The following is a 17,660-nucleotide window of genomic DNA, read 5'->3' on the forward strand; positions in this document are numbered from 1 at the left end:
GTCGGGATGACAGGGCGGCTCCGGTCGGCTGCGCTACGTCCGATCGGACGAGAGCGAAGGCCTGGCGGGGCGATCGGCCTGTTCGATCGGTGGCGGGTCGAGCACCGTGTCCGCGGGATCGGCCAGGGCTTCGCCCCGCTCCTGCGCGGCCAGCGCCTCGCGGCGGTCCCACTGGCTACGCGCCTCCTGCGGCTCCACGTACAGGACGCGCACGGCCACCACGATCACGGCCAGCAGCGGCGTGGCCACGAAGAGCGCCATCAGCCCGAACCCCAGCGCCAGCATCAGCTGCCACACCAGCAGCACGGCGGGGGGAATGTTCACCGCGCGCTGCTCCACCAGCGGAACCGTGATGGCGTTCTGCACCTGCTGGAGCAGGAAATAGAAGAGCGCCACGTACACCGCCGTCATGGGCGAGATGGTGAACGCCACCATCATGGCCGGCGCCGCGGCGATCGTCGGGCCGAAGTTGGGGATGAACTCCATCAGCGCGGCGAACGCCGCCAGGGCCAGGGCGCCGGGGATCTTGAAGAGCGTAAGCCCCACGTACGTCACCACGCCGATCAGCAGCATGGTGAGCGCCTTGCCGATCACCCACGAACGCAGGCTGCGTCCCGCCTCGTCGTAGATACGCGTCCACTGCGGCCGCGCCTCGGGCGAGACCAGCCCCAGCAGCAGCGAGCGGTACAGGTTGGGCTGCGCGGCGAAGAAGCTGGCCAGCACGATGATGGCGAACGAGCCCAGCACCGTGGTGATCATGTTGAACGCGAGCGGAACGAACCGCCCCACGAAGTCCGTGAACTGGCGGGTGACGTTCCGCGCCAGTTCCGAGTTGGGCCCCTGGCCCGTCTCTTCGCCCAGCCAGGTCTGGGCGTGCTCGACCGTCGCGGGAAGCTGAACCGCCAGCACGCGCATCTGGCTGACCACCTGCGGGATCATGGCCCACAGCAGCCCCACCATGCTGCCCACGAACAGAATCACCATCAGCACCAGGCCGATCCGGAACGGCAGGCCGTGCTTGGCCAGCCACCGCGCCGGCTGGTGGATGACGATGGCGATCAGGATGGCCAGCAGCACGACGAACACCGCGCCGTGCACCAGCCAGAAGAAGCGCCACAGGAACAGGAACAGCATTCCCATGACGAAGATCCGCGCGACGTCGGCGGACCTCCAGACTACTCGGCGGACCTGGGCTTCTGACATTCAGACGGCGGCGCGATGCGGTTGACTGGCCTGCTCGGGAAACGGACTTCGCCGGGTGGATGCACGATTCGGGCGTGGGCGCCGGAGCCGCCCCCCAAACGGCGCGAGGCCGCGTCCCCGATGGGACGCGGCCTCGCCTGCCGGTGTGGTGGGTCAGCTCGCGCCGCCGCCGCCACGCCCGCCGCGGGAGCCCCCGCCGCCGCCGCCGCCGCGGGCCGTCTTCGCCGCGCCGCCGCCCGATCCGCCCTTGCCGCCGATCCCCGTGGTGCCGCCACCCGGCGACCCTCCGGTGCTGCCGCCGGACGTGCCGCCCGAGGCGCCACCGCTGCGTGCGCCGGTTCCGCCCGACGTGCTGGCCGAAGCCGTGCCGCCGGTGCTCTTGCGCCCCTTGCTGCTGCCGCCCGCCGCGGCCGCCACCGCCGCACCCGCGGCCGCGCCCACCGCCGCGCCGGCCGCGGCACCCGCCGCGCGCCGCCGGCCGGAGGGCGTGCCCTCGCGGAAGTTCTTGCCGGCCGTGAACGAGATGGTGCTGCGCTCCGGGATCTGGATTTCCGCGCCGGTACGCGGGTTGCGGCCCGTGCGGGCGGCGCGCGTCTTCTTGCTGAACTTGCCGAACCCGGGGATGGAAACCTCGCCCAGCGAGTGCACCGCGCCCGAGATGGCGCCCTCGGCCGTGTCGAAGATGGCGTCTACCGCCCGCTGCGCCGCCGCCTTGCTCAACTGGGCCTTGTCCGCGACCTGATCGATGAACTGCGACTTGTTCATTGGGCCTCTCCACGAGTGGCTGTTGAGATAAGGCGCGGCCGCCCGGCCGCCCCGCGGACCCCTGATGCAAACCCGGTTCCACTTCCGGCGGCGCCATTGCTGGGCTTAAGCCCGGTGAGGGGCCAAAGTGCACGGGCCGCCGCGCGGGGCGGGGCGCCGGGAATCTTCGTCCACGGGCGCCAACTTCTTGTAGCGGAACACGTTAGACAAATTGGCCCACTTTCCCGCGAGAGTCCGCCCACGCGCAAAAACCCTGAAAACACGCCGCCGCGAGGAAACTTTCGGGAGTGCGCAACGTGGCGTCTGGGGTGCCCGGTGCTACCGCGGACCGCTGAACCCCTGCCGGAACGAGTCCACCACGCGGCGGGCCGCCTGCTGCGCGTTGGCGAAGGTTTCCCGGGCGCTGTCGCGGTAGCTGGCGGCGGCGGCGGACAGGTCCTGCGCGTACGCGGGCTCGGGTTCGCCGCGGCGCGTGTAGTCGCCCGCCACGATGCGCTCGTAGGCGCCGCTCTCGAACCACGTGCGCATTTCGGCCACGCGGATGACCGGCGCGGGATGCGTGAGCGCGAGCACGTTGAGCACCTTGAACACCTGGTCGGCCAGGTCGCCGGTTTCGCGGTACTCCTCGGCCTGGGCCAGGAAGTCGGCCAGGTTCACGTCATCGGACGCGCCGCCGGCGAACTTCAGCATGGTGCGCATGGCGGGCTGCGGATCCTGCACCGCCAGGATCCCCGCGCGGTCGCAGCTGAGCTCGGCCTTGCGGTGCCACTCCAGCAGCGCGGCCAGCACGGCCCGGGCGGCCAGCCCCACGATGGGAAAGCCCATCGTGGCCAGCTGGTACAGCACCGTCATCATGGTCAGGTACAGCGTGTGGCCGCTCATCACGTGGCCGATCTCGTGCCCCAGGATGAACCGCAGCTCGTCGTCGTCCAGCGCGTCGACCGTGGCCGAGGTGATGACGATGAACGGCTTCTGCATGCCGTACGCAAAGGCGTTGAAGGTTACGTCCTGGCGCACGTACAGCGGACAGGGCGCCGCGTCGAGGGCGCGGCAGGCTTCACCGTACAGCCGGTGCACCCGGCCGAACTGAGTGGGGCTCACGCGCACCGACGCGGAAAGAAAGGCCAGCCGCAGCGGCTTTTCGCCGAAGAAGCCGAACACCGCCCGCAGCACCTCGTCGAAGATGGGGATCTTGCGGAGCGCGTTCAGCGCGGCGCGGTCGGCCGGGTGCTCCCAGCTGCGCGGGTCGATGCCGGTGAGGATGCGGGTCTGGCGCGCCTCGGTCATGCGGGGCTCACAGGTGCGGATGCAGCGAAGCGGCGCGCCGGGGCGGCGCGCGGATGGACCTGCGTACGGACGGCGGGGCCGCGGGTTTCAGCAGGGAACCAAACGACAGGCGGGCGGGGTACGGAGTGCGTGTGCTTTCGCGCCACTATCGCGTTGGAGGGGAAACGTTTAGATTTTCCCCATCCTGCATCACGACCGGACGTTCGAACGGTCATCGCCGCCCGCGGGCGGTGCACGCCGCGGTTCCACTTCTCTCTGCATCTTGGAGGATTTGCCATGCGCCGTCAACGCATCCTGAGCCTGTCGCTGGTTGCCCTGTTCGCCTTTGCCCTGCCGTCGGCGGTACAGGCGCAGCAGTCGCAGCTCCGGGGCACGTGGACGCTCAATCGTCAGCAGAGCGACGACATCAACGCCAAGATCAACACCGCCGTGGCGCAGATGAACGTCGTCGTCCGCCAGATCGCCCGTCCGCGCCTGCGCAGCACCAACACGGCGTATCCGCAGCTGGTGCTGACGCACGACGCCAACAACATCCGCGTCGACATGCAGGGGCGCCCCTCCGTTTCCAGCCCCGCGAACGGGCAGCCCGTGCTGTGGCACCGCGAAACGGGCCGCACCTGCGCGCAGATGAAGGGCGACTGCGTCCGCGTGAGCACCGAGTGGGAGAACGGCCGCCTGGAGCAGACGTTCCAGGCCGAGGACGGCCGCCGCGTGAACCTGTACTCGGTGAGCGCCGACGGCAACACGCTGACGATGAACGTCACCATCACCAGCCCGCGCCTGCCGCAGCCGCTCAGCTACCGCCTGGTGTACAACCGCGCGCGGTAAGCTCCGGTCGAAGTGTGGAAGGAAAAAGGCGGCCCCGCGAGGGCCGCCTTTTTCGTTTCCGGCGTCCTACGCACCCGCTTCCCGGTCCGGGTGCTGAACCTCGCCGTCGTCGAGCTCGGCGGGGAGCAGCGAGGGCACGATGCCGCCGCGCGTTTCCCAGGCGTCGAACACCTCGGCGTAACGCAGCCCGTACGGCTCGCCCGTCACCCGCAGCCGCCTGTCGATCCATTCCGCGTTGCCGAAGCCGATGTTCTCGCGGTAGAAGCGGCCCAGCTCGTGGATCTGCTCACGGAAGGGCTCCACGTCCACGGCTACGGCGGGGAGCGTGGAATGCGCGCCGCGATAGGTGAAGACGGGCACCGGCGCCCGGTGCGGTTGCCCGGGGCCCACTACCTTGGCGATGCGCGCCAGGGTGATGGCGTCGCGGAAGATCTTGCCGCTGGCCTGGTGGTCCGGGTGGCGCATGCCGCGCCCCCACGCGTCTCCCCAGGTGAGCAGCGCGTCGGGCCGGATCTCCGCCACCAGGCGGGCGACGCGGTGGGCGCTCTCGGGATTCGCGTCGATCGAGCAGTCCGCGAAGTCCATGAACCGCGTTTCCACCCCCAGGATTTCGCCCGCGCGGCGGCCCTGCTCCTCGCGCCGGGCGGCCACCTCGGCGGTGGGGATGGGGCCCAGCGCCTCCGTCATCTCGCCGCGCGTCAGCCACACCACCACCACGCGGTCGCCCCGCGCCCGCTGGGCCAGGATGGTTCCCGCGGCTCCCACCTCGTCGTCCGGGTGGGCCAGCCCCACCAGCAGCGTTTTCTGCATCCGTCCTCGTCTCCCGTTCCGCCCCCCGACATCCGTCTGGAGGAATGTCCGCGCTGCCCACGGCTACGGCAAGGCGCGTGCATTCGCGCAGCCTACGGGGCGGAGAGACGAGATCCGGGCGAGCGGACCGGTGGCTGACGGATCATCCGGCGACGACCGCGGGTACCTCGCCCGGCTCGGCGTCCGCCCATCGTGGCGCGGGGTCGGCGGCGATGGTCGCGATCGGCTCCGGGCGGGGCGGCGAAATCCGCATCCGCTCGTCCGCGTCCGCCACGTCCTCCAGCCGCGGCCGGCGACTGGAGAAGAGCGTCCCGAACACGTCGTCCATTCGCCGCTGGAGCGCGGGAGAAACGCGGCTGTCGGCGCACGCCGCAAGTTCCGCCCGCTCACCTCCGATCATCGGCATCCACCCTCCAGAGTCGCCCGTTCACACCACCCGTCGCGAGGGGGTCAATGTACCGAATGAAAACCGAAGAAGCAAGATTTTGATTCACTCGGATGACCTCCAGTGGTGACCCGCGGCGTCCACTCCGGAACTGACTGTGGCGCCTGCTGGATGTCTCGAATCACCCCGCAGACGGAATCGCGGCCCTTTCCACTCCGCTCCGGTTGGACATACCTTCGAGCGGCGCACCGATTACCCTGGACCCGGATTCCGTTGCTCGCGGCTCTGCTCTACCCCCTTCCTTGGCTGCTCCTTCCCGTGCTGGCCGCCGCGTTCGTCCGCCGCCGGCCGCGACTGGACGAGTGCCCGCCCGTGGCGGATGGAGACGCGCCCCTGGTGACGGTGATCGTGCCCGCGCGGAACGAGGCGCACGACGTGGGTGACTGCGTGAGCGGGCTGCTGGCGTCCGCGTATCCACCCCTTCAGGTGATCGTGGTGGACGACGCGTCCGAAGACGGCACGGCGGCGGTCGCGCTCGCGGCGGGAAAGGGCGATCCCCGGCTGCTCGTGATCGGCGCCGCACCGCTGCCGCCCGGCTGGTTCGGCAAGCCGTGGGCGTGCGAGCAGGGGGTGCGGCAGGCGGATGGCGAACTGATCGCCTTTTGCGACGCCGACATGCGGGTGGAGCCGGAGCTGGTTGGGCGGAGCGTGGCCGCGCTGAGGGCCCACGGGGCGGCGCTGCTGTCCGCGGTGCCGCGCCAGGTGCTGGGCGGGTTCTGGGAGCGCGTGGTGATGGCTCAGGTGGGAATGCTGTTCCTGGCCCGCTACCCGGACGCCTCACGCGTCAACCGTTCCCGCCACACCCGCGACAAGATCGCGCTCGGCGGATACATTCTCGTGCGGCGCCACGCCTACCAGGCCGTGGGCGGACACCGCGCGGTGCGCCACGAGGTGTCGGAAGACATGGCCCTGGCCCAGCGCTTCCACGCCGCGGGCCACGCGCCGGTGCTGGTGCACGCCGAGCCGTACCTCCGGGTGAGGATGTACCGCTCGCTGGCGGAAATCGTGGAGGGGTGGGGAAAGAACCTGGCGAGCTCGTCCACGCGCACGGCGCCGGGTACGCTCGCCGCGCTCGTCCCGTGGCTGCTGGTGAGCGGGCTGTTCTTCTTCTGGCTGCTGCCGCCGCTGGTGCTCGTCCGCGGCGCGCTGGGCATCGTGGGCGCGCCGTGGGTCCCGGCGGCCGTGGTGGCGCAGGCCGTGTCGCTCGGGTTCTGGGCCGCCATGTACCGGCGCGAGGGGCAGAACCCGCTCTACGCGGCCCTGGCGCCGCTTGGTGCGCTGGTGATGGCGGCAATCATCATCCGCAGCCTGCTGAGCGGCGGGCGCGTGACGTGGAAGGGCCGGCGATACGCGCCGGCCGCCGCGCGGGGATGAACGAAGGCCGACGATGAAGCTGCACGTGCTCGACCGCACCCAGCGGGTGCCGATTCCCCTGGAAGCGGCGTGGGACTTCTTTTCCGACGCGCGCAACCTGGCCACGATCACCCCGCCCGAGATGGGCTTCGAGGTCACGTCGCCGCTGCCGGAGCGCATGTATGCGGGAATGATCATCACCTACCGCGTCCGGCCGCTGCTGGGCGTTCCCGTCACCTGGGTAACGGAGATCACGCACGTAGAGGAGCACGTGCGCTTCGTGGACGAGCAGCGCTTCGGGCCGTACCGCTTCTGGCATCACCAGCACCTGTTCCGCGCGGTCCCGGGCGGCGTAGAGATGCGCGACATCGTCCATTACGCGCTGCCGCCGGGTGGCGGGGTGGCGCGCCGCTGGCTGGTGACGCCCAAGCTGGAGCAGATCTTCGACTACCGGGGCAAGGTTCTGCATGACCGGTTCGGCCTGCTGGCCTGATCCACCTTCCGCCATCCGATGAACTCGCAGGAAACGGGCTTTCCGGCGTTCCCCCGCCTGGTGCACGAGGCACAGCCGCACCCCATGCTTACGCGCGGGGCGCTGCTGTGCGGCGTGCTGAGCCTGGCCATCATCGCGTCGCAGCTGGGACCGCGGGCATTCCTGCTGGGGTTTGCCGTCGCGGCGCTGCCGGTGCCCATCTACGTGGTGCTCGTGTTGTGGCTGGACCGGTTCGAGCCGGAGCCGGCGAAGACGCTGGCGCAGACCTTTGCGTGGGGTGCCACGGTGGCCGTGTTCGTGGCGCTGATCGTCAATTCCGTGACGGAAGAGGCGGTGGGCGGGGTGCTGGGGCCGGACGCGGGCGAGCTGTTCGGCAGCCTGGTGACCGCGCCGGTGATCGAGGAGGTGGCCAAGGGCGTGGCGCTGCTGCTGCTGTACCGCGAGCTCAAGGACGAGTTCGACGGGGTGATCGACGGCGTGGTGTACGCGGCGATGGTGGGGCTGGGCTTCGCCATGATCGAGAACGTGCAGTACTACGGCGACGCCATCGCGCGGGGCGACGAAAGCTCGGTGCTCACGTTCTTTTTGCGCGGAATGATGTCGCCGTTCGCGCACCCGCTGTTCACCAGCATGTTCGGCATCGGGCTGGGGTACGTGCGCGAGCGGCACGGGCAGGGCACGCGCTGGCTGGCGCCGCTGCTGGGGCTGCTGGTGGCCGTGCTGCTGCACTCGCTGTGGAACCTGGCGGCGAGCTTCGAGGGCTGGTTCCTGGCCCTGTACCTGGCGGTGATGCTGCCCGCGTTCCTTTCCGTTCTGGGGCTGATCTACCTGTCGCTGCTGCGCGAGGGGCGCGTGCTGCGCCAGCACCTTGCCTCGCTGGTGGGTGACGGCGTGCTGACCGGGGATGAACTGGAGGCGCTGTGCCGGGTGCGCGCCCGGCTGGAGGCGAGCATGGCGGCGTGGCGCCGGGGCGGGTTCACGCACTGGCGCGACCGCCGCGAGATGCACCGCATCGCGAGTGAGTTGGCGTTCCACCGGTGGCGGGTGCTGCGGGGCCTTTCACTGGGGCCGGTTGCGGACGCCGAGCGCGAAGCGGAATACCTGCGCCGCCTTTGCGAGCTGTGCGCTGCCGTGCGGACCCTGCAGGCCGGGCGCGATGCGGGGACGGGCGGGGCTCTGCCGTCGTGAATGCTCGTACTGTGATACGGCAACGAGGTCTGTCATCCTGGGGCCTAAGCGCACCACACCTGCCCGCAGCACCCTCTTCGCGGGCCGAAGGATCTAGCCAGGCGCCACTTCTCAACCAGGGCGCGGCAGCGGTCATGGAAGCCCTGAACCGCCGACCCCGGTGCGCGCGACCGGCGCCCCCCATCCCCAGCCCTTCCCCCGCAAACCGCGCGGGGGAAGGGAGCCAGCCCGGTGCTCTCCGATGGCTTGACGCTTCGACCGGGTTCCCTTGCGGGCTTTGCGGCGTTCCCACGGGCGACGGCGCGTGCCTCGGGTGGGCCCCTCCCCCGGCCCCTCCCCGCACGCTGCGCATGCGGAGAGGGGAGAATTCGGTCGCGCTTCGTCCTGGGTCGTGCACCGGATGTCATCCCGACGGAGCGTCCACGCCGACCTGCCCTCCGCGACATGGACCGCAGCGACCGAGGGATCCGCCACACAGCGCGGCCGCGCCACAGTGTCCTCTTCCCACACGAGAACAGGCCAGTCCGCGCAGGCGGACTTCGTGTGGTTGTTGCAGCGAATTCATTCGCCCGGCAGCCCCGGGGCCTCGGCCATCTGCTTGCTTTACCCGCTCGCGGACGGGGTGCCTGCCGCGGGAGCAGTGCATCACCCGAGGTGTGTGGCGGATCCCTCAGTCGCTGCCATCAGTCGTGTGAGGGCAGGCTCTCGGGGGCCGCTCCTTCGGGATGACAAGACGCGCTTCGGCAGGTGCGGGGCGCGTGCGGTTGAAGCCCCGAGCAGGTCCACAGCGGCCCCGCGTCGGGGCATGCGATGCAAAGACGCGCGTCAAGACTCTGGCCGAAGTCGAATGGCCGCACTACTTTCGGCGGCGGACGGCGCTCTGCGCCGGCCGCGCTTTCGCTTTCCTGCTTTCCCCAGTACGGAAGTCCACATGCACCGGAAGATCTCCACCGGCCTCGTCGTGCTGAGCGCGCTCGGTGCCGCCGCGTGCACCGGGAGCCGCCCGCCCGCCGCGCCGGCACCCGCGCCGGCCGTCGTCCAGGCGCCGCCGCCCCCGGTAGACACGCTGCGTCCCCTCGGCGAGGGGTTCGGGCTGCAGGGCACGCGCCCCGAGGCCGTCGGCGGCGACCTGCTCGGCACGGCCCAGTACGACCTGCCGGTGGTGGCCAACGAGTGGGTGCGGCTGGAGGTGGACTTCCTCGTCAACCAGCGCAAGTCCGTGGTCGCGGGGTGGCTGCGGCAGGCGGACCGCTATGACGAGTGGGTGCGCGACGTCTTTGCGTCGTACGGCATTCCCCGCGACCTGCACCACCTGGGGATGGTGGAAAGCGGATACCGCGCGACCGTGCGCAGCCATGCGGGCGCCGTGGGAATGTGGCAGTTCATGCCCGCGACGGGGCGAGGGATGGGCCTTCGCATCGATTCCCTCGTGGACGAGCGGATGGACCCCGTGCGCGCCACGCACGCCGCCGCGCGCCACCTGCGCCAGCTGAACCGCGAGTTCCGGGGCGACTGGGCGCTCGCCGCCGCGGCGTACAACGCGGGCTCCGGCCGCATCAACCGCGGGCTGGGCCGCTATAACGCCACGAACTTCTGGGACCTGGCGCAGCGCGGCGACCTGGCGCAGGAAACCCGGCACTACGTTCCCCGGCTGTACGCCGTCACCATCATCGCCAAGGACCCCGCGCGCTTCGGCTACCCCGCGCCCAGCGGCCCGGGCGAGCGCTTTTCGTACGACAGCGTCCGGGTAGACCTTGCCACGCCGCTTTCCGTGCTGGCCCAGGCGGGCAACATCCCCGTTCAGCAGCTGGTGGATCTGAATCCGCACATGCTTCGGCAGGTGGCGCCCGCCAACTACTTCGTGTGGGTGCCGGCCGGGCAGGCCGCGGCGCTGCGGCAGGCGTACGCCGAGTCGGAGTTCCGGCGGCGTGGCGGATTCGCGTACTACCGCGTTCGCGAGGGCGATTCGCTGCAGCGCCTGGCCGACCTTTCGGGTGTTTCGCAGGACCGCATCCGCTCGTTGAACCTGTCCGCGAACCTGGATGCCCTGCGTCCCGGCGAGCGCCTGCGGCTCTTTGCCGACGCCGCCCGCACGCTGAACGCGCGGCCGGTGGAGCGTGTGGCGCGGCGTGAGAGCCGTGAGCGCGAGTCGGGGAGCGCGGAGGAGCGCTCATCCGAGAGCCGTTCGTGGGAGAGCCGTTCGTCGGAGAGCCGTTCGTCGGAGAGCCGTGGCGAGCGCTCCGCCAACGCGGAACGCGAGGGCCGCTCGGCAGAGTCGCGCAACGCATCCGCATCGCGCTCGTCGTCCGAACGCGGCAACTCGGCGGAGCGCAGCACCTCGGGGGATCGTAGCGAGCGCTCGTCCTCCTCCGCTTCCTCGGCGCGCCGGACGGAGTCGGGTGAGTCGCGGCCGGAGCGTTCGGCATCCGCCGCATCGCGGTCCGAGGGATCGTCGTCCGGCGCCTCGTCCCGGAATGCGAGCGGATCGTCGAGAAACGGTGAATCGTCGCCGCGTCCCGCGTCGAGCGGCGCGTCGTCCTCGCGGGCCGCGTCCGCCAGTTCAGCTTCGCGTAGTGCGTCGTCGTCCAGCGGAGCCGCGTCGGGCCGCACCCACAAGGTGGAGGACGGCGAATCGCTGTGGGGGATCGCGCGGAAGTACGACGTGACCGTCGATGCCGTGCGCGCGGCCAACGACATGGAGAACGAAACCATCCAGCCGGGGCAGACGCTCCGCATCCCGCGCGCATCGTCATCCGCCACCGCGAGCACGGCGCGGTCCGATTCCGCGCGCCGCTCCGCCAGCACCTCGACCCGCCCATCGGACGGCGAGCGCCGCGCTTCGTCCGCCAGCAGTGGGACCGCGCGCACGCCGTCCGCTGGCACCGGATCGACCGAGCGCCGTGCTTCGGCTTCCACGTCCGGCTCCGCAGAGCGTCGCACGGGCTCTCGCGCGGATTCCTCCGCGTCCAGGGAGCGCCGGGTTTCGGCTTCGGCATCGGGGAGTGCATCGGGCGAGCGAGGCTCGTCGTCGGCCGGATCAACCGAGCGCCGTTCCTCGACGGCCGCGTCCGGCCAGCGGGCGAACTCGACGGCATCCGCCGCGCGCGCGCCGGAGACGGGGAGCCGGTCCGCGCGGCGGCATCACACGGTAGCGAGCGGGGAAACGCTGTGGAGCATCGCGCGGCAGTACAACACGAGCGTCGATACCCTGCGCCGCGCCAACAACCTGGCTTCCGACGCGCAGATCCAGCCCGGACAGCGCCTGGCCATCCCCGCGGCTGACTGATCTGTGATCGCGAAACATCATCACCCCCGGCGGGCGCCTGGCCTGCCGGGGGTGATTTGCGTTCGCGGACGTGGATGGATTCGAGCGGGCCGCCGCTGCCGTGCGTCACGCGTGGTGTGTGGCGGATCCCTCAGTCGCTGCAAGGTATGGCGCGAGGGAAGGTTACGCTTGGCCGCTCCATCGGGATGACATCAAGGTTCGTGGCGCTCTCGATGTCATCCCGACGGAGCGGCCCCACCGTCCCGGCCTACGACGTGGATGGCAGCGACCGAGGGATCCGCCACACATTCCGCTCCGGACGCCGGGCTGAGGCTGCGCCTGTCCTCATCCGTACGACCGCGCGGATCAGACCTGCGGCTCTGCGTCCCCGGCGGGCACCTCGCCGGCCACGTCGTCATCCGCGACGTCTTCCACCTCGTTTTCCGAGACGCCAATCACGGTGCCGTCCTCGAACTGCACCATGAACCCGTCGCGCCCATCCTCGTTGTTGTCGGCGCCCCAGTGGCCGATCACCTCGCCGGTGCGGCCGATGAACGGCTCCGACTGATCGTAATACGAGCGCACCACGCGTACCCTGTGCATCGCGGCCTCCGCGCTGAAATTCATTGGATCTCGAATCCTGGCCGGGCCGGGAAACGCACAAGCCGCGCCCGCCCCTGATCGACCTCGTCCCATCTCCATTCCCAACCCCCGCGCCCGCAACCAGTTACCAGTGGCCCGGCCCGGGATGTGCATTGGGCGCGTCCCTTTGTCGAACCCAGGGAGGAGGGCGCGGGTGGCGGAACGCAGCGAAACGGGACGGCCGCAGGCGTGGCCGGTGATCGGCGAGGAGCAGGAGGGCGACTTCGAGATGTTCAGTGCCCGGGCCATCCGCGCCCGGTCGCCCGACGACGGCTCGGAGCACACCTTTCACATCGCCGACGCGCCCGACGGGGTGACGGTCATCGCCCTTACGCCGGACGACGAGCTGGTGATGGTGCGGCAGTGGCGGCACCCCGTGCAGCGCGTGACGCTGGAAACGCCCAGCGGCATCATCGACGAGGGCGAGACGCCCGAGGAGGCCGCCGCCCGCGAGCTGCGCGAGGAAACGGGGTACGCGGGCGACGCCCCCGAGTGCATTGGCTGCGTGGTGCTCAACCCGTCGTGGCAAACCACCCGCGTGCACGCGACGGTGGTGCGTAACGCGCGCCGCGCCGGCGAGCGCGACCTGGACGAGGGCGAGGACACGCGCGTGTGCCTGCTGAAGCTGGGCGAGGTGAGGCGGCGCGTGCTGGAGGGCGAGATCGACACGTCGAGCGTGGTCGCCGCGCTGGCCCTGTGGGACTGGCGCACGGGCACCATCGGGGCGGGGAGCGAGGGATGAGAAGGGTGCGGCGGAAACACATGAGTGCTTGCGGAGAAGCCGCGCGCCGCTTACTTCTCCACCCGGGTCCAAGCGCCAAGAAATCAGATGTTTGTGTTCATCTCTCACCTCACCGTCCCCGAAGCCGACCGCGGAGAGCTGGAGCGCCACTTCCGGCACCGCTCCGGGCTGGTGGACGGCTTTCCCGGGTTTCTGTACCTGCAGCTGCTGCGGCCCCAGGCCGGCGAAGCCACGCACACCTTTCTCACCGCGTGGGAAAGCCGTGAAGCCTTTCGCGAATACATGCGCAGCCGCGAGCACGCCGAGTCGCACGCCCGGGAGCCGGGAGAGATCATGGGCCGCACCCAGGTGCGGCACGAAGCCTTCGAGGTGCTGATGGACTCGCGCACGCAGCCGGAGTGGCTGGCATGACGCCGGGGGAGCGCGCGGCCACCGTCATGCTGGACCGCCTGGGCGAGATCGCCCGCGCGGTGACCGAGGCCATGTACCGCGAAAACCCCGGGCTGCTGGCCCGGTACGGCGAGCGCGGGCGCGCCAAGTGCCTGCAGGACATGCGCTACAACGTGGAGCACCTGGCCCCGGCTGTGGAGCTGAACGATCCGCCCTGCTTCGTGCGGTACATCGCCTGGTGCGACGAGCTGCTGCGTTCCCGCGGCGTGCCCACCCGCGACCTGGCGCGCTCGCTGGAATTGACGGAGGACGAGCTGCGCGCCCGCCTGGCCCCCGACGAGGCCGCCGCCGCCGTGGTGTGCCTTCGCGCCGGGCTGGCCATCCTGCGCCCCCGGGCCGCCGCGTGACGCTGGACGAGGCGCGGGAGCGCTACTTGGCCGCCGTGCTCGAGGGAAGCCGCAGGACGGCGTTCGGCGTGGTTGACGAGGCGTTCCACGCGGGCATCGGGCTGCGCGAGCTGTACCTGGCGGTGTTTCAGCCGGTGATGCGCGAGGTGGGCCGGCTCTGGCAGGAGAACCGGATCACCGTGGCCGACGAGCACCTGGCCACGGCCATCACCCAGGCCGCCATGGCGCGGCTGTACGACGAGCTGTTCCGCGGCGGAACGGCGGCCGGCCCGCTGCTGATCGCCGCCTGCGCCGACACCGAGCGGCACGAGATGGGGCTGCGGATGATCTGCGACGTGCTGGAGATGGAGGGCTGGGACACCGTGTTCCTGGGCGCCACCGTGCCCATCGAAGACCTGGTGGCGATGGTGCGCGAGCGGCGGCCCCATGTGGTGGCGCTCTCGGCCAGCATTGCGCCGCACCTGCCGCGGGTGCGCGAAACCATCCGCGCCGTCCGCGAGGCCATGCCCGGGGCCGCGCCGCTGATCGCCGTCGGCGGGCGCGCCTTCGCCGACGATCCCGGGCTGGCGGAACGCCTGGGCGCCGACCTTACCGCGACGGACGCGGTACAGGCGGCCCAGCTGCTGAAGGAGAGAGTATCCGTATGACTCCGGCCACCATCACCCCGGAGCTTCACCCCGTGCTGCGCGCCTTTCCGGGCGCGGTGCTGGCGCTGGACCGTGCCGGCATGGTCCTGGAATCCAACGGCTACCTGGAACGCGCGCTGGAGCGCGGCGTGGCCGGGCAGGCGTTCTCGGCCGTGCTCGACACCGCCTCGCGCCGCAAGCTCGACGCGATCCTTTCCCGCGAGCCGCGGGCGGGGCACGACCCCGCCGCCACGCCCGCGTGGGAGCTGATGCTGGCGGGGCGCGACACCCTGCAGCCGCGCTCGTTCTACCCCGTGTGGGACGAAGGAGGCGAGCGGCTGTGGCTGGTGGAGTGCCCCCGCGACCCGCGCTTCGACGCCCTGTACGAGGAGCTGGCGGCCGTCAACTCCGAGCAGGCCAACACGCAGCGCCAGCTGGCCAAGGAAAAGGCGCGACTGGCGCGCGCGCTGGCCGAGCTGGAGCGCGAGTTGACGGAGAACGAGCGCCTGTCGCGCGCCCTGCAGGGGCAGAACGAGGAGATGGAGGCGCAGAACCAGGAGCTCCTGGCCATGACCGAGGAGCTTCACGCCGGGCAGGACCAGCTGCTGGGCGCCAACCAGCAGCTGGAGCGCCGCACCCGCGAGCTGCAGATCGCCCTGAACGCGCGCAACCGCTTCTACGCGGCCATGAACCACGAGCTGCGCACCCCCATCAACGCGGTGATGGGGTACAACGACCTGCTCCTGGCCGAGGTGTACGGAAGCCTCAGCGAGCAGCAGGAGCTGGCGGTGGAGCGCTCGCAGCGCGCGGCCCGGCACCTGCGGGAGCTGGTGGACGACGTGCTGGACCTGTCGCGCCTGGAGCTGGGCAAGGCCGAGCTGGCCACGCAGGACGTGGACGCCGCCGCCCTGGTAGACGACATGCTCGAGACGCTGCGTCCCGTGGCCGCGCAGGCCGGGGCGGAGATGCGCCGGGTAGAGGGCGAGCCGGTGCGCGTGGTGACCGATCCCCGCCGGCTGCGGCAGATCGTGCTGAACCTGCTTTCCAACGCGTTGAAGTACGGCGAGGGCGCGCCGGTGTGGGCGCGGGTGGCGCGCGGCGCCGACGGCGGGCTGGTGCTGGAGGTGACCGACGGCGGGCCGGGGATTCCCCAGGAGGACCTGGGCCGCATCTTCGACGAGTTCGTGCAGCTGGCGCGCGAAGACAACACCGAGGCGGCCGGCCGCGACGGCACCGGGCTGGGACTTTCCATCGCGCGGCGGATGGCCCACGCGCTGGGCGGCACCCTGGAAGCGGCATCGACGGTGGGCGTCGGCAGCACCTTCCGGCTGACGCTGCCCCCGGCCCCGCCCCGCGGCGCCGAGCGCCCGAACGACCATCCACGACCCTGAGACTACGGCCACATGGCGGAGCAGCACCCCGAAGCAAGGCAGGGCGAGCGCGCAGGCGACCGCCGCGGCCTGGAACGCCGCAGATCCGATCGCCGCACTCCCGTTCCCCCCTGGCGCCGCTCGTGGGCGCTGGTGGGGTACGGCGTGGTGGGCGCGCTGCTGCTGATGATGCTCCTGAACTCCCTGGGCGGCGGCGAGCCCGAGGGCCCGCCCGACGAGAAGCTTGTGTCACGCAACGCGCCGCCGGAGACCACCGTCCGCGAAACCGAGGCGCCGGTCAACGCCCCCGAGGACGCCTACGGGCAGGCCGGCTTCGCGCGCCTGGTGGTGCAGGGCGATTCCGCCGTGGGACGCATCGTCCGCGCGGAGATGTTCTGCGAGGCGCCGGGCAACTACACCGTCGTCTCGGCCGACACCGTCAGCCGCGCGGTGGCCGGCCTCATCCAGGAAGGCCGCGTCCCCGCCGCGGAGTGCAAGTGGGGCCCCTCGGGCGAGGCGCAGCGCGAAGACTTCCTGCTCCTGGTGCCGCCCGCCCTGGCCGCGGAGTTCGCGGCCACGCCGGTGGTCACCGACGCCTTCGTGGAGCGCCACCGCGTGGTCGCCGAGCTGGAGTGGGTGGGCCGCTCAAAGGCGCTGGCCCTGCGCACGGCCGGCGTGTTCCGCGGCTTGGCCGACCGGTGATCCATCCTTTTCTCGCCCCGTCCGGAACTCGCATGAACTCTCGTATCGGTGTGGCCGCCGCCCTGCTGGCGGCCTCGTCGGCCGCGCTTCCCGCCACCGCGCAGGAAGCGCCGGACCCGCTGCTGCAGCGGGCGCTGCGCATCCACCGAACCGCCCCGCTGGTGGACGGGCACAACGACCTGCCGTGGGAAATCCGCGAAAAGGCGCAGGGCGACCTGACGCACATGAACTTTCAGGGCGCGCTCCCGCAGCAGCACACCGACGTGCCGCGGCTGCGGGCGGGGGGCGTGGGCGGCGTGTTCTGGGCGGCGTACGTGCCCGTGGAGCGCATCGGCAACGGGGCGGCGGCCTTCGCGCTGGAGCAGATCGGGCTGATCAAGCGGATGACGGACCACTCGCCCGACCTGGTGCTGGCGCGCACGGCCCAGGAGGTGGAGCGCATTCACGGCGACGGGAAGGTGGCGTCGCTGATCGGCATCGAGGGCGGCCACGCCATCGAGAACTCGCTCGACGTGCTGCGCCAGTTCCACGAGCTGGGCGTGCGCTACATGACGCTGACGCACTCCAGCACCATCGACTGGGCCGATGCCGCCACCGACAGCGCGCGCCACGGCGGGCTCACCGCCTTCGGCGAAGAGGTGGTGCGCGAGATGAACCGGCTGGGGATGCTGGTGGACCTGTCGCACGTGTCGCCCGAGACGATGACGGACGCCATCCGCGTCTCCGAGGCGCCGGTGATCTTCTCCCACTCCTCCGCCCGCGCCCTGGCCGACCATCCGCGCAACGTGCCCGACGAGGTGCTGCGGATGATGCCGGCGAACGGCGGGGTGGTGATGATCAACTTCTACTCCGGCTTCGTGGAGCCCTCGGCGGCGGCGCAGATGCGCAACATGTTCGACGTGCAGCGCCGCTTCCGCGAGCAGTACCCGAACGATGCCGAGGCGGCGCGCCGGGCCTACAACGAGTGGCGGGCGGCCAACCCGGTGCCGCGCGGCACCGTGGCCACCCTGGCCGACCACGTCGACCACGTGGTGAAGGTGGCCGGCATTGACCACGTGGGGCTGGGCTCCGACTACGACGGCGTGACCTCGCTTCCCGTGGGGATGGAAGACGTGTCGCGCTTCCCGTATCTCACGGCCGAGCT

The 17,660-nt window shown here is 71.1% G+C and carries 17 protein-coding genes and 1 pseudogene; 12 read left to right on the plus strand and 6 right to left on the minus strand.

Translation table 11 applies throughout. The features are described 5' to 3' along the window. Positions 1-33: 33 nt before the first annotated feature. From VIB55_RS15350 to VIB55_RS15360, 3 genes and pseudogenes are all read right to left on the minus strand, one after another. Complete coding sequence (locus tag VIB55_RS15350; protein WP_331877538.1) at positions 34-1,140, minus strand: AI-2E family transporter; 1,107 nt, start codon at positions 1,138-1,140, stop codon at positions 34-36. Between the two features lie 555 nt (positions 1,141-1,695). Continuing rightward, a pseudogene (locus tag VIB55_RS15355) lies at positions 1,696-1,968 on the minus strand (HU family DNA-binding protein); the annotation flags it as partial. Between the two features lie 318 nt (positions 1,969-2,286). After that, entirely contained in the window at positions 2,287-3,255 is a 969-nt protein-coding gene (locus VIB55_RS15360) for a M48 family metallopeptidase (protein ID WP_331877539.1), read from the minus strand. A 276-nt stretch (positions 3,256-3,531) separates the two neighbouring features. On the opposite strand from VIB55_RS15360, the gene VIB55_RS15365 reads away from it, so the two are divergent. After that, positions 3,532-4,083 (plus strand): hypothetical protein, encoded by a 552-nt coding sequence (locus VIB55_RS15365; protein ID WP_331877540.1) that lies wholly within the window; start codon positions 3,532-3,534, stop codon positions 4,081-4,083. Between the two features lie 66 nt (positions 4,084-4,149). Here VIB55_RS15365 and VIB55_RS15370 read toward each other — a convergent pair whose 3' ends face one another. Both VIB55_RS15370 and VIB55_RS15375 read right to left on the minus strand, forming a co-directional pair. Then, complete coding sequence (locus VIB55_RS15370; protein WP_331877541.1) at positions 4,150-4,893, minus strand: PIG-L deacetylase family protein; 744 nt, start codon at positions 4,891-4,893, stop codon at positions 4,150-4,152. Positions 4,894-5,035: 142 nt separating this feature from the next. Beyond that, positions 5,036-5,299, minus strand: a complete 264-nt coding sequence (locus VIB55_RS15375; RefSeq protein ID WP_331877542.1) for a hypothetical protein — start codon at positions 5,297-5,299, stop codon at positions 5,036-5,038. Between the two features lie 252 nt (positions 5,300-5,551). Here VIB55_RS15375 and VIB55_RS15380 point away from each other — a divergent pair, with 252 nt between their 5' ends. From VIB55_RS15380 to VIB55_RS15395, 4 genes are all read left to right on the plus strand, one after another. Then, positions 5,552-6,712: a glycosyltransferase family 2 protein gene (locus VIB55_RS15380; RefSeq protein ID WP_331877543.1), complete on the plus strand. Its 1,161-nt coding sequence runs from the start codon at positions 5,552-5,554 to the stop codon at positions 6,710-6,712. A gap of 13 nt (positions 6,713-6,725) precedes the next feature. Beyond that, complete coding sequence (locus tag VIB55_RS15385; RefSeq protein ID WP_331877544.1) at positions 6,726-7,184, plus strand: SRPBCC family protein; 459 nt, start codon at positions 6,726-6,728, stop codon at positions 7,182-7,184. A gap of 18 nt (positions 7,185-7,202) precedes the next feature. After that, positions 7,203-8,372, plus strand: coding sequence for a PrsW family intramembrane metalloprotease (locus VIB55_RS15390; protein WP_331877545.1), 1,170 nt, complete (start codon positions 7,203-7,205; stop codon positions 8,370-8,372). A 931-nt stretch (positions 8,373-9,303) separates the two neighbouring features. After that, positions 9,304-11,658 carry a LysM peptidoglycan-binding domain-containing protein gene (locus tag VIB55_RS15395; protein ID WP_331877546.1) on the plus strand — a complete coding sequence of 785 codons (2,355 nt, stop codon included), beginning with the start codon at positions 9,304-9,306 and terminating at the stop codon, positions 11,656-11,658. Positions 11,659-12,003: 345 nt separating this feature from the next. Here the strand turns inward: VIB55_RS15395 and VIB55_RS15400 are convergent, their stop codons facing one another. Next, a complete protein-coding gene (locus VIB55_RS15400; RefSeq protein WP_331877547.1) occupies positions 12,004-12,240 on the minus strand; it encodes a hypothetical protein in 237 nt (78 codons plus the stop codon). Positions 12,241-12,433: 193 nt separating this feature from the next. On the opposite strand from VIB55_RS15400, the gene VIB55_RS15405 reads away from it, so the two are divergent. The 7 genes from VIB55_RS15405 to VIB55_RS15435 form a co-directional block, all read left to right on the plus strand. Further along, on the plus strand, positions 12,434-13,021 hold the full coding sequence (locus tag VIB55_RS15405; RefSeq protein ID WP_331877548.1) for an NUDIX hydrolase: 588 nt from the start codon (positions 12,434-12,436) through the stop codon (positions 13,019-13,021). A 93-nt stretch (positions 13,022-13,114) separates the two neighbouring features. Continuing rightward, complete coding sequence (locus VIB55_RS15410) at positions 13,115-13,432, plus strand: antibiotic biosynthesis monooxygenase (protein WP_331877549.1); 318 nt, start codon at positions 13,115-13,117, stop codon at positions 13,430-13,432. Further along, entirely contained in the window at positions 13,429-13,818 is a 390-nt protein-coding gene (locus tag VIB55_RS15415) for a hypothetical protein (protein ID WP_331877550.1), read from the plus strand. The genes VIB55_RS15410 and VIB55_RS15415 overlap by 4 nt, the downstream gene beginning before the upstream one ends. After that, positions 13,815-14,465, plus strand: coding sequence for a cobalamin B12-binding domain-containing protein (locus tag VIB55_RS15420; RefSeq protein ID WP_331877551.1), 651 nt, complete (start codon positions 13,815-13,817; stop codon positions 14,463-14,465). Before VIB55_RS15415 ends, VIB55_RS15420 begins: the two co-directional genes overlap by 4 nt. Continuing rightward, positions 14,462-15,835: a HAMP domain-containing sensor histidine kinase gene (locus tag VIB55_RS15425; protein WP_331877552.1), complete on the plus strand. Its 1,374-nt coding sequence runs from the start codon at positions 14,462-14,464 to the stop codon at positions 15,833-15,835. Before VIB55_RS15420 ends, VIB55_RS15425 begins: the two co-directional genes overlap by 4 nt. Before the next feature lie 12 nt (positions 15,836-15,847). Then, a complete protein-coding gene (locus VIB55_RS15430) occupies positions 15,848-16,516 on the plus strand; it encodes a hypothetical protein (protein WP_331877553.1) in 669 nt (222 codons plus the stop codon). Positions 16,517-16,548: 32 nt separating this feature from the next. Then, the coding region (locus VIB55_RS15435) for a dipeptidase (RefSeq protein WP_331877554.1) at positions 16,549-17,660 on the plus strand (1,112 nt) is incomplete at its 3' end.

This window comes from Longimicrobium sp., from assembly GCF_036554565.1.
In the GTDB taxonomy this organism is placed as follows: Bacteria; Gemmatimonadota; Gemmatimonadetes; order Longimicrobiales; family Longimicrobiaceae; genus Longimicrobium.

Bases quoted from the DNA above. Each gene is read 5' to 3' on its own strand.
- VIB55_RS15350 (WP_331877538.1), bottom strand. From the start codon at position 1,140: ATGGGAATGCTGTTCCTGTTCCTGTGGCGCTTCTTCTGGCTGGTGCAC.
- VIB55_RS15360 (WP_331877539.1), bottom strand. From the start codon at position 3,255: ATGACCGAGGCGCGCCAGACCCGCATCCTCACCGGCATCGACCCGCGC.
- VIB55_RS15365 (WP_331877540.1), top strand. From the start codon at position 3,532: ATGCGCCGTCAACGCATCCTGAGCCTGTCGCTGGTTGCCCTGTTCGCC.
- VIB55_RS15370 (WP_331877541.1), bottom strand. From the start codon at position 4,893: ATGCAGAAAACGCTGCTGGTGGGGCTGGCCCACCCGGACGACGAGGTG.
- VIB55_RS15375 (WP_331877542.1), bottom strand. From the start codon at position 5,299: ATGCCGATGATCGGAGGTGAGCGGGCGGAACTTGCGGCGTGCGCCGAC.
- VIB55_RS15385 (WP_331877544.1), top strand. From the start codon at position 6,726: ATGAAGCTGCACGTGCTCGACCGCACCCAGCGGGTGCCGATTCCCCTG.
- VIB55_RS15390 (WP_331877545.1), top strand. From the start codon at position 7,203: ATGAACTCGCAGGAAACGGGCTTTCCGGCGTTCCCCCGCCTGGTGCAC.
- VIB55_RS15395 (WP_331877546.1), top strand. From the start codon at position 9,304: ATGCACCGGAAGATCTCCACCGGCCTCGTCGTGCTGAGCGCGCTCGGT.
- VIB55_RS15400 (WP_331877547.1), bottom strand. From the start codon at position 12,240: ATGCACAGGGTACGCGTGGTGCGCTCGTATTACGATCAGTCGGAGCCG.
- VIB55_RS15415 (WP_331877550.1), top strand. From the start codon at position 13,429: ATGACGCCGGGGGAGCGCGCGGCCACCGTCATGCTGGACCGCCTGGGC.
- VIB55_RS15425 (WP_331877552.1), top strand. From the start codon at position 14,462: ATGACTCCGGCCACCATCACCCCGGAGCTTCACCCCGTGCTGCGCGCC.
- VIB55_RS15430 (WP_331877553.1), top strand. From the start codon at position 15,848: ATGGCGGAGCAGCACCCCGAAGCAAGGCAGGGCGAGCGCGCAGGCGAC.